The organism is Mucilaginibacter psychrotolerans (assembly GCF_004519315.1).
GTDB lineage: Bacteria > Bacteroidota > Bacteroidia > Sphingobacteriales > Sphingobacteriaceae > Mucilaginibacter > Mucilaginibacter psychrotolerans.
The window spans coordinates 1-10,882 of the sequence record NZ_SOZE01000062.1 but is presented as its reverse complement, the minus strand read 5'-3'; the positions used below and the strand labels follow the sequence as shown (position 1 = coordinate 10,882).

Here is a 10,882-nt window from a genome sequence, read left to right as displayed (position 1 = left end):
GCCGTCAGGTAAGATCAACCGGACAAGGGTTTCGTGTGGTGTTGGCAATGCTTTAGTATTCGTTTATCCTCCAGCAAAACAAATAAATTTTATCCTATCCCCCAACTTTTAGGACTGATCCCAAGCATTACGTAGGTTGCACCGTAAATTTAAAAGAAAGGTACGCGCGTCATAAAAAGGGATATGTGCCGGCAACTAAGCCGTATCTTCCTTTAAAATTAAAATGGTGCTGTTCCTTTCGTGATCGGTATAAAGCATATCAATTTGAACGTTACCTAAAGTCAGGCTCAGGTAGGGCGTTTGCTATTAAGCATTTGTTGTAGTAGGCCAAATCGAGGACAATTACAAAGTTTAAATCAGCATTGATTTCGCTGGTAGTATCTGGAATTCGCCTGTTATCAAAAAACTAACACATAAAAGGAGTGAGGGGGCCGTTTTTATTCGAAATTTACCATTTCATCTATCTGCAAGAAAGTTTAAAATTCTATGGAATCACCTTTTTTCATAACTTGAAACTTTATTAACCTGAAAACGTAATAACCTTTATTTAAAACTATGGAATACGGCATTTGTAATCTTGCTATCGTGCCCATGCGCGCCGAACCGAGTGATCGCAGCGAAATGGTTTCGCAGCTTTTGTTTGGCGAGGCTTTTGAGGTTACGGAGTACAATAACAAATGGGCCAAAATACTTACAGCGGTAGACGGTTATGTAGGCTGGATAGACCGATTGCAATTTGCGCCGCTCGGGCACATCGCCTATGAGGATTTGCATAGCAACCCTGCGCCATTAACTTACCGCGCCGTTACGCAAGCGTGGAAAATACCAGATAACTCCGTTATTTACCTTTCGGCAGGCAGTTCGCTGGCATTTTTGCAGGGAACCACCAGCAACCTCGGAAATCAAAAATTTGAGATAATAGGGGAGATAGGCGAAACAGATCATCTTGCCAACATCGCCCTGTCTTATTTAAATGCACCTTATTTATGGGGCGGGCGCACACATTTTGGCATAGACTGCTCGGGCTTTACGCAGGTGGTTTACCGCTTATGCGGGATTTACATAAAACGTGACGCTTCTATGCAGGCGAAAGAGGGCACACCTGTTGAAGATCTGGCTCAAACTAAACTGGGCGACCTGGCTTTTTTTAACAATCCCGAAGGAAAGATAACACACGTAGGCATCATATTGAACAGTGGACAAATTATTCACGCATCAGGCAAGGTGAAGATAGATACGATAGATAACGAGGGGATATGGTCTGAAGAACTGAAGCGTTACACCCACAAGCTGCACGCTATAAAGCGTTACTTCTAAAAGTCGATTTGCCAGCGCATGATGGTTTTATCATCGCTCACGGATAGCAGGTCATCACCGTTCCATGCCAGTTTATTGATAGAGAGCACATGTGAAGGGTAGCCTTTTTCGCGACTGATGATTTTGCGGAGTTTAAAATCGGCAGCATCCCATATTTTGATGCTTTTATCCATACTGGCCGTAGCGAAATAGGGCCGGGTAGGGTGGAAGGCTATGTGATTTACCGCAAACAGGTGTGCCGGGATATTTTGGATAAGCGAATAGGTCTTGTTATCCCATATCTTCACCTGGGCGTCTCTACTGCCCGAAACCAGGTAGTCGCCGGTTGGTGCATACTGTAAGGAGAATACAGCCATGGTGTGGCCTATAATCGCCTTTATGGGGCTATAATCTTCGGTGTCGTAAACTATCACTTTATTATCCCGGCAGCCGAAGGCAAGCCTGTCCTCCGCCGGATCAATACTTATACAGCGAACAGTATCGTGCGATACCTGTATAGTGTGTAGCAGCTCCATGCTTTTAAGGCTCCATACAGATACGGTGCCATCTTCTGATGCTACAAGCAATTCGTCTTTCTTGACTATCGATTTGATATCGAATACAGGTTTGACATGCTTACGTAAACGATGCGTTACTTTCTGTTCGATGAAGTTGAATACCAGCACCTCGCCGCTGCGCAGTCCCGCAAACATGAGCGGATAACCCACGGGGCAATGTATGGCATAAATAGAGCCTGGAACCGGGAACATCACCTTGATAAAGGCGTTAGTCTCCAGGCTCCATTCTACCAGCCCTTTATCGTTACCGCCGGTAAAGAATATCCCCGGCTTTTGCGAGAGCTCCAGCGTAAATATGGGGTTGCTGTGGCCGGTGAAATCTGCGGTTTTTATTGCGTGCATTTTATTCAGTTTGCAGTGTGCTGTTTGCAGTGTGCGGTTTGCAGTATGCAGTTTGCTTAACTTTCTAACCTGCAAACTGAGAATTGAAAACTGCCAACTTCTTAACGATGTCTTTCCTCTAAATTCTTAGCTATCCGTTCCAGCGTTAAGTTCTTTTCGCGCAGTAAAACTAACAGGTGGAATACCAGGTCTGATGCTTCGTTGATGAGATCCGTTTCGGTTTCTGCCAAGGCGGCTATTACCGTTTCTACACCCTCTTCGCCTACTTTTTGGGCTATTTTATTGAGGCCTTTTTTGCGCAATTTATTCACGTACGAGCCCTCAACCGGGTTGGCATACCTATCGGCAATGATGCCTTCCAGCTGCATGATGAAGTTTTGATTGTATTCCGTTTGGAAACAGCTGCGCGAACCGGTGTGACAGGTTGGGCCATCGGCACTAACTTTTATCAGTAGCGTATCGTTATCGCAATCGATATGCATGGTTTTTACATGCAGGTAATTTTTGCTGGTTTCTCCCTTGGTCCACAAGCGGTTTTTTGATCTGGAGAAAAAGGTAACCACGTTTTCGGCTACGGTTTTATCGTAAGCCTCCTGGTTCATGTAACCCAGCATCAGCACCTCAAGGGTGTGCTCGTCCTGTATAATAACGGGTACTAAGCCGTCTGTTTTGTTGAAATCGATGTTCATTTGTTCTTTTCTCTATTAAAATTCCCCTCTTGAGAGGGGGCGCGTATGGCAGTGCGGCTGCAGGGGTGTGTTAGCCACGCGGTATCTGACTTTTAAAGGCATCATGCTTAACACGCCCCTCCACCCCTCTCAAGAGGGGAATCGCGCGAGGCCCCCGCTTTTTATCTTTTCTACACCCTCACCTCTATATTATTCTCTCTTAAAATCGTCTTCAAATCGGGTATCAATATCTCGCCATAATGAAAAACCGATGCTGCAAGTGCAGCATCCACATTAGTTTGCTGAAACACATCTACAAAATGCTGTACCGAGCCAGCCCCGCCCGAAGCTATAACAGGGATATTAACCGCATTGTTTACCTGCGTTAAAAATCCGTTATCGAAACCTGCCTTGGTGCCATCGTGGTCCATAGAGGTGAGCAGTATCTCGCCTGCCCCACGGCTTTCAGCTTCCAATATCCATTCTAACGTTTGCCTTTCGGTTGGTAAGCGGCCGCCGTTTAAATGCACGATGTTTTTATCGCCCATTACGCGGGTGTCTACCGCTACAATCACAAACTGCACACCGAATGCTTTGGCCAGTTCATCAATCAAAGCCGGGTTACGCACAGCAGCCGAGTTGATAGAGATTTTATCGGCGCCGGCGTTCAGCAGTGCATCTGCATCAGCAATTTCGGTAATACCACCGCCAATGGTGAAGGGGATATTGATTTGCCGTGCCACGGCCTTCACCAGTTCTACCAGGGTTTTGCGTTTTTCTACAGTTGCGCTTATATCCAGGAACACTAGTTCATCGGCACCTTGCTGCGAATAGTTCCAGGCAAGCTCTACCGGGTCGCCTGCATCGCGCAGGTCAACAAAGTTTACGCCCTTTACGGTGCGGCCGTCTTTAACGTCTAAACAGGGGATAATTCTTTTAGCGAGCATAGGGTTTTAACAAAACGTCATTGCGAGGTACGAAGCAATCTCCCGATGAGCAAAGCGGTAATGCAACGCTTAGAGATTGCTTCGTGCCTCGCAATGACGTGGTGGAGTGGGCGCGCTTCGCGCAGCCCGACTTAAATTGACATCAGTGACTCCAAATTCCAGTTTTTAATTTCTTCGATACTGATATGGCCTTCGTAAATGGCTTTGCCAACTACACACGATTCTACTTTGATGCGGCTTAATGTTTCAATATCAGCCATGGAACTTACACCGCCCGATGCGATAAGCTTGATGAATGGAGAATGATCCAGCAGTTTTTCGTATAACTCTACTCCCGCACCGGCCAGTTTTCCGTCCTTATCAATATCGGTACATAAAAAACGGAAGAAGCCCAGCGAAAGGCATTTATCCACGTAATCCATCAATTTCAGCGGCGAACTTTCCATCCAGCCGGAGTATTTGATTACTTCGTCCAATACATCGATGGCAATCACCACCTGGTCGCTGCATTTATCGCGGCCGCAGATGGCTTTGCTTAAATCGTGTAAAAATGTAGGGTTAGTGATGGCCTGGGTGCCAACAATAACGCGGTGTACGCCGGCATCAATTAGCTCCTTCACTTTATCTATGCTGCGGATACCGCCGCCATATTGCACCTGCATATCTGTTTTGCGTATTACATCAAAAAGGTATTGCTGGTTGCTGAAATCGTTCTTGGCACCGTTAAGGTCTATGATGTGGATAAAGTTGGTGCCATTGCTTTGGTACCGTTCTATCATCTCTTCCAGGGTAACATCATACTCGGTTACCTGGCTGTAGTCGCCTTCGCGCAGCCTAACAACTTTTTTGTTTAAAATATCAATGGCGGGGATTATATACATTGCTTTTAGATTTGTGAAAAGTTTGTCAATAGTTGTTCGCCGTAAGCGCCGGATTTCTCGGGGTGAAACTGGACGCCGTAAAAATTATCCCGCCAAATTGATGCCGAAAATGGATGGATATAATTTGTAGACGATAAAGTAAATAATGGTTCATACTCAATAAAGTATGAATGTACAAAGTAAAAGTGTGATCCCGTTGGAATATTTGCAAAAAGCGGGTTTTCTTTTTCGGGGAACACCTGATTCCAGCCGGTGTGTGGTACCTTAAAGCCATCTGTTTGCGGGAACTTTAAGGTTTTCATAGGGAAGAGATCTAGCAGGTTGCAGTCGCCTTCTTGGCTGTAGCTGGTGAGCAGTTGCATACCTACGCAAATGCCCAGGGTAGGCTTTTCCAACGCCTTAATGGCGGGTACCAGCCCGGTACTTTCCAGTTTGTGCATAGCCGCGCCCGCGTGGCCCACGCCGGGTATAATGTAGCGGTCGTATTGGTCTAGGTCGGCCTCGGTGTTCACCATGCCATAGGCAATCCCCAGCCGCTCTAAAGTAGCGGTAAGGGAGAAAATGTTGCCGGCGCCGTATCGGATGATGCCGATGCCCGAAGCCCCCCCCGCCCCCTGAAGGGGGAGCTTTTGATTAGCGTTGTTATTACTTTCTGTCATATTATTAACTTCTGTTCCCCCTTCAGGGGGTTAGGGGGCTAGCCATTATAACAGTCCCTTTGTACTTGGTAAAACCATTTTATTCACGTCTCTCTTCACCGCCATTTTAATGGCTTTGGCAAAGGCTTTAAATATAGCTTCTATTTTGTGATGTTCGTTTTGCCCTTCGGCTTTTATATTCAGGTTGCTTTTGGAGGCATCGCTGAAGGATTTGAAGAAGTGGTAAAACATCTCTGTAGGCACATCGCCTACCTTTTCGCGCTTGAATTCGGCATCCCAAACGATCCAGTTGCGCCCGCCGAAATCAATGGCGGCTTGTGCCAGGCAATCGTCCATCGGTAAGCAAAAACCATAGCGTTCAATACCCATCTTATTGCCTAAGGCAGCAGCCATTACTTCGCCAAGGGCAATGCCAGTGTCTTCTATAGTATGGTGCTCGTCTATATGCAGGTCGCCTTTTGCAGTTATCTCTAAATCCATACTGCCGTGGCGGGCAATCTGATCCAGCATATGGTCGAAGAAGTGCAGGCCGGTGGATACTTTGGCCTCGCCGGTACCATCAAGGTTTAATTTGATGTAAATATCAGTTTCCTTAGTGGTACGGCGGTGCTCGATGACGCGTTCGCCAAGTTTCAAAAACTCGTAAATTTCTTTCCACTCGGTGGTTTGCAGGGCGACTACACCGGCAATGTCGTTATCAATTTCCGGGTGAAACTCTCCATCGCCCAAGCCCGATTTATTGTTTATCCAAATTGCATTTGCGCCTAAATTTTTGGCCAGCAGCACATCGTTCTTCCTGTCACCAATGGTGAAGGAGTTTTTGAGGTCGTATTTGCTTTCGTCCAGGTACTGGGTAAGTAAGCCGGTTGCCGGTTTGCGGGTAGGGGCGTTGTCTTTGGCAAAAGTACGGTCGATAGCTTCGTAAGTAAAATGCACGCCCTCGTTTGCAAAGGTTTTAATGATGAGGTTATGCACAGGGTAAAAGGTGTCCTCGGGATAAACCGAAGTGCCCAAGCCATCCTGGTTGGTTACCATTACCAACTCATAATCCAGCTCGGCGGCAATTTTGGGCAGATATTGCAATGCGCCCGGGTAAAAGGTAAGCTTGGCGAAGGAATCGATCTGCTCATCAGGTGTTTCATTGATGAGGGTTCCGTCGCGGTCTATAAAGAGTATTTTTTGCAGCTTGCTCATTTGTATTGCTGTAAAGTTTCTATCAGGGTGTTATTTTCTTCGGGTGTACCAATGGTGATGCGCAGGCAACCCTCGCAAAGTTCTACATTGGTACGGTTACGTACAATGATGCCCTTATCTACCAGGTAATTGTATATGCCTGTGGCATTGGTGGTTTTTACTAAAACGAAGTTGGCATCTGATGGGTAAATATCCAGCACAAAATCCATCTCCTTTAAGGCAAGCACCAGTTTATCGCGCTGGATCAGCGTTTCTTTTATCCAATCGTTTACCTGAGTTACGTTTTGCAAAGCTTGTAATGCCAGTTGCTGTGAGGCCTCGTTTACGTTGTAAGGCGGCTTTACGCGGTTCATCACCACAATAATTTCCTCGCTGGCAAAGGCCATACCCACGCGTAAACCGGCTAATCCCCATGCTTTGGAGAGTGTTTGCATCACTACTAAATTGGCGTATTCGGTCAATTCCTGTATAAAGCTTTTTTGGCGACTGAAGTTGATATATGCCTCATCAACCACCACAATACCATTGAAATTGGCTAGCAAGGTTTCAATATCCTCACGGTTGATCGAATTACCGGTAGGGTTGTTTGGCGAGCAGATAAAGATAAGTTTAGTATGGGTGTCAATGGCTTCGGCAATGCCTTCCAGGTTTAGCTGGTACTCGTCGGTAAGCAGTACTTTTTTGGTTTGCACATCATTGATGTTTGCCGACACCTGGTACATGCCGTAAGTAGGGGGCACGATGATCACATTATCCACGCCTGGGTTACAAAAGCTGCGGAATAGGATATCAATGGCCTCATCGCTACCGTTACCCACGAAAATGTTGCGTACCGGCAGGCCTTTGATCTCTTTCAGGCGCAGCTTTATAGCATGCTGCATAGGATCCGGGTAGCGGTTGTAGGCAGTATCTAAAGGCGAACCGAAAGCATTTTCGTTCGCATCCAAAAACACGCTAGCCTCTCCCTTGAACTCATCACGAGCGGAAGAGTAGGGGGTTAGGTTTTTGATGTTTTGGCGGAGTAGGGTATTTATATCAAACATGGTATTGGTATTCTTTTAGTCAATTATTATCCATCCCGTCATTATAAGGTACGAAGCAATCTCTAAGCTTTGCATATCCGCCCTACTTATCGGGAGATTGCTTCGTGCCTTATAATGACTTGGACGTAAGTTATTGATAATCAATATGTTTTTTTACACGTCATCACATTTTTTTCCAGGGCACCCCCCGGTGGATACTCGCAATGACGTGGGGGTTAGTTTTGCGACTTGGCCATCCTTACGCTTACCGCGTTCCTATGCGCGTGCAATCCTTCCATATCTGCAAGTATCTCTACTGCCGGACCAATGTTTTTAATCCCCTCCTCCGTTAAAAACTGGAAGGTGATTTTCTTGACAAACGAATCTACCGATACACCCGAATATGCCCTTGAATAACTGCTGGTTGGCAGGGTATGGTTGGTGCCCGATGCATAATCGCCCACGCTCTCCGGTGTTAAATTGCCCAGAAATACCGAACCTGCGTTGATGATCTTTGGCGTTATTGCCGACCACTTTTCGGTAGCCAGTATCAAGTGTTCGGGCGCGTATTGGTTGCTGAAATCCATTGCTTCATCCAGCGTGTCGGTAATCACGATATACGAATTAGCTATCGCTTGGCGCGCAATTTCGGCGCGTGGTAAAACGGCTAATTGCTTTTCAACTTCTTTTATAGTAGCATCGGCAATAACCTGCGAAGTACAAACTAATATCGATTGGCTATCTATCCCGTGCTCCGCCTGTGCCAGTAAATCGGCGGCGACGTAAGCTGGCTTTGCAGTTTCGTCAGCAATAACTAACACCTCAGATGGTCCTGCAGGCATATCGATTGCCGTTGTGGTGGTCGATTGTATAATGGTTTTAGCCTTGGTTACGAATTGGTTACCCGGACCGAAGATCTTATCCACTTTGGTAATGCTCTCGGTGCCGTAAGCCATTGCCGCTACAGCCTGCGAGCCACCAACTAAATACACTTTATCAATGCCCAACATCAGCGCCACGTAAGCGATAAAGGCATTCACCTTGCCATTTTTCTGCGGAGGCGAGCACACTACGATCTCGCTGCAACCCGCTATACGTGCCGGGATACCCAGCATTAAAAAGGTTGATGGCAACACGGCTGTACCGCCGGGGATGTACAGGCCAACTTTTTCAATGGCCCTTAGCTCGCGCCAGCAGGTTACGCCAGGCATGGTTTCTACTTTGTCCTCGGTTTTTAGCTGCGCTTTGTGGAATTTGTAGATATTGGCATACGCAGTTTGCAAAGCCTCCTGCTGGTCGGGCGATACTGCCGAGGCAATTTCTTCCAGTTCGGCTTTACCCAGATATAATTTATCCAGTTCAACTTTATCAAACTTTAAGGCGTAATCCAGCAGGGCGCTATCGCCATTTTGCTTTACGTTTGCTATCACGCCTTCTACCAAATCGCGTATTTCATTCGCCGGATCCACGTTGCGTTGAACGAGGCGGGCGATGTCGGCAACGCTTAAATCTGAATACTTATAAAATGGCAAGCCCCCCCCGCCCCCTAAAGGGGGAGCTTTTGAAGTGCTTGTTTGTGAATTGTTTTTATTGTCCATCGTGTTAATTCTGCTCCCCCTTCAGGGGGCTGGGGGGCTCGCGCCCTACAATATTATCTTCTCTATTGGCATTACTACAATGCCTTGCGCGCCGGCTTGTTTTAGCTGGCTTATGCGGTCCCAAAAGTCGCGCTCGGGGATAACCGTGTGTACGGCTACCCATTCCGGCTCGGCCAATGGCACTACCGAAGGGCTTTTTACGCCCGGCAACAAAGCGATTACTGCCGCCAGATTCTCTTTTAAAACGTTAAGCACTACGTACTTAGTTTCCTTGGCACGCAATACCGATTGGATGCGCTGTATCAACTCCTGTATCAGGTCGTTGTTTTCACTGCCTTTGCTGCTGATTAGTATGGCTTCGCTGCTCATTACATCGGCAAAAGGTTTCAGTCCGTTGCTTTTTAGCGTACCACCGGTAGATACCAGATCGCAGATGGCATCGCTTAGCCCCAGGCCCGGCGATATCTCTACCGAACCTGATATGGTGCGGATATCAGAAGTGATACCTTCCTTTTTCAGGAATTTGCCCAAAATTACGGGGTAAGTGGTAGCAATGGCCTTGCCGTTTAAGTCGGCCAGGGTGGCTATGTCGTTATTATTCGGCACGGCTATCTTTAGTGAGCATTTGCCAAAACCAAGGCGTTGCAGGTAAGCAACATCAACTTCGGTTTCTTCTATCACGTTTTCGCCTACGATGCCCAAATCCGCAATGCCATCCTGAACGTATTCGGGGATGTCGTCATCGCGCAGAAAGAGGATTTCTAAAGGGAAATTGGATACGGGGGAGATAAGCGAGCTCTTGTAATTTTCAAAATTAAGGCCGCAATTCTTTAATAATTCAACGGATTTTTCGTTGAGCCGACCCGATTTCTGGATCGCTATTTTTAGTGTTTTCACAAAATGAGTTTAAGGTACTATAATAAAATGGGGCTGTTATTTCGCGTAGAAACATACATTATCTATTCATCACCGGGCGGTGATGGTGCAAATGCAGATGATGTTGTTTGTACAAGTCCATTTTTGTATAGTTATACTATAGATTAGCGATGCAAATATAGGGAGTTGATTGGGAAAACAAAATTTTTTTGTCTGAACTCTAATTTGTTGAATTAATGGAATGGATAGAATTCAAATTCGAGAAATTCCTAAAATTCGTTTAATTCGAGTTTGACTCGTCCTAATGAAGGTTGACAGTAGGTCTTGTCCGTGTTTTGGTTTACACTTTTGGATGGTTAAACATGGGACTTTTAATAACACTACAATAATAGTTATTGTTGCTTGTTGTCGTGTTGGAATGTGGGAAACTCCTTCAGTTTTCCATATTCCAACACGTTTTTCTTTTTTGCTTCTTTTTTCTTTTTGCTCAATTTGTTCCGATGTTAACAACAGCTACAGCGGAATGGTTACAATAGCTTTTTTCTTTCTTGTATTCTTCCAGTGTTTTTTCAGCGGCTCGGTGGTTGAATGAGCTGCAGCCGGCGTCAAATAACTACAACTCATGTGCGGCCTAAGATTGTTATACGCATCGATTGCCATTTTTACGCTTATCAAGGCTTCTGATCTTGATTGGAATACCTTACTTAAATCGAATTCTGTTTTGAGGATGCCGTTAACCCGTTCAGCAATCGGGTTTTCATAAGCCTCGCCGTTCTGGGTCATGCTGATGATGACTTTTTCCTTATTGAGCATCTTTATAT

At 46.0% G+C, this 10,882-nt stretch carries 12 protein-coding genes; 2 read left to right on the top strand and 10 right to left on the bottom strand.

Features of this window, described 5'->3' with window-relative positions; all coding sequences use genetic code 11:
• Positions 1-86 precede the first annotated feature (86 nt).
• Both E2R66_RS29370 and E2R66_RS27740 read left to right on the top strand, forming a co-directional pair.
• A complete protein-coding gene (locus E2R66_RS29370) occupies positions 87-323 on the top strand; it encodes a GIY-YIG nuclease family protein (RefSeq protein ID WP_133237077.1) in 237 nt (78 codons plus the stop codon).
• A gap of 232 nt (positions 324-555) precedes the next feature.
• On the top strand, positions 556-1,317 hold the full coding sequence (locus E2R66_RS27740; protein ID WP_133237073.1) for a C40 family peptidase: 762 nt from the start codon (positions 556-558) through the stop codon (positions 1,315-1,317).
• Here E2R66_RS27740 and E2R66_RS27735 read toward each other — a convergent pair.
• The 10 genes from E2R66_RS27735 to E2R66_RS27690 form a co-directional block, all read right to left on the bottom strand.
• A complete protein-coding gene (locus tag E2R66_RS27735) occupies positions 1,314-2,216 on the bottom strand; it encodes a WD40 repeat domain-containing protein (protein WP_133237071.1) in 903 nt (300 codons plus the stop codon). The genes E2R66_RS27740 and E2R66_RS27735 overlap by 4 nt on opposite strands.
• A 101-nt stretch (positions 2,217-2,317) precedes the next feature.
• Positions 2,318-2,905: a bifunctional phosphoribosyl-AMP cyclohydrolase/phosphoribosyl-ATP diphosphatase HisIE gene (gene hisIE / locus E2R66_RS27730; RefSeq protein WP_133237070.1), complete on the bottom strand. Its 588-nt coding sequence runs from the start codon at positions 2,903-2,905 to the stop codon at positions 2,318-2,320.
• Positions 2,906-3,075: 170 nt separating this feature from the next.
• Positions 3,076-3,831, bottom strand: a complete 756-nt coding sequence (gene hisF / locus E2R66_RS27725; RefSeq protein ID WP_133237068.1) for an imidazole glycerol phosphate synthase subunit HisF — start codon at positions 3,829-3,831, stop codon at positions 3,076-3,078.
• 131 nt (positions 3,832-3,962) lie between these two features.
• Positions 3,963-4,712, bottom strand: a complete 750-nt coding sequence (locus E2R66_RS27720) for a 1-(5-phosphoribosyl)-5-[(5-phosphoribosylamino)methylideneamino]imidazole-4-carboxamide isomerase (protein WP_133237066.1) — start codon at positions 4,710-4,712, stop codon at positions 3,963-3,965.
• Positions 4,713-4,717: 5 nt separating this feature from the next.
• Positions 4,718-5,371: an imidazole glycerol phosphate synthase subunit HisH gene (gene hisH, locus E2R66_RS27715; RefSeq protein ID WP_133237064.1), complete on the bottom strand. Its 654-nt coding sequence runs from the start codon at positions 5,369-5,371 to the stop codon at positions 4,718-4,720.
• Positions 5,372-5,416: 45 nt separating this feature from the next.
• Complete coding sequence (gene hisB / locus E2R66_RS27710; RefSeq protein ID WP_204986007.1) at positions 5,417-6,565, bottom strand: bifunctional histidinol-phosphatase/imidazoleglycerol-phosphate dehydratase HisB; 1,149 nt, start codon at positions 6,563-6,565, stop codon at positions 5,417-5,419.
• Positions 6,562-7,608: a histidinol-phosphate transaminase gene (gene hisC, locus E2R66_RS27705; RefSeq protein WP_133237062.1), complete on the bottom strand. Its 1,047-nt coding sequence runs from the start codon at positions 7,606-7,608 to the stop codon at positions 6,562-6,564. The genes hisB and hisC overlap by 4 nt, the downstream gene beginning before the upstream one ends.
• A 215-nt stretch (positions 7,609-7,823) precedes the next feature.
• Positions 7,824-9,119, bottom strand: coding sequence for a histidinol dehydrogenase (gene hisD, locus E2R66_RS27700; RefSeq protein ID WP_394347211.1), 1,296 nt, complete (start codon positions 9,117-9,119; stop codon positions 7,824-7,826).
• A 111-nt stretch (positions 9,120-9,230) separates the two neighbouring features.
• Entirely contained in the window at positions 9,231-10,082 is an 852-nt protein-coding gene (gene hisG / locus E2R66_RS27695; protein ID WP_133237058.1) for an ATP phosphoribosyltransferase, read from the bottom strand.
• Between the two features lie 492 nt (positions 10,083-10,574).
• Positions 10,575-10,882 (bottom strand): integrase core domain-containing protein (locus E2R66_RS27690; RefSeq protein WP_204986006.1); only part of this gene is annotated, 308 nt, incomplete at its 5' end.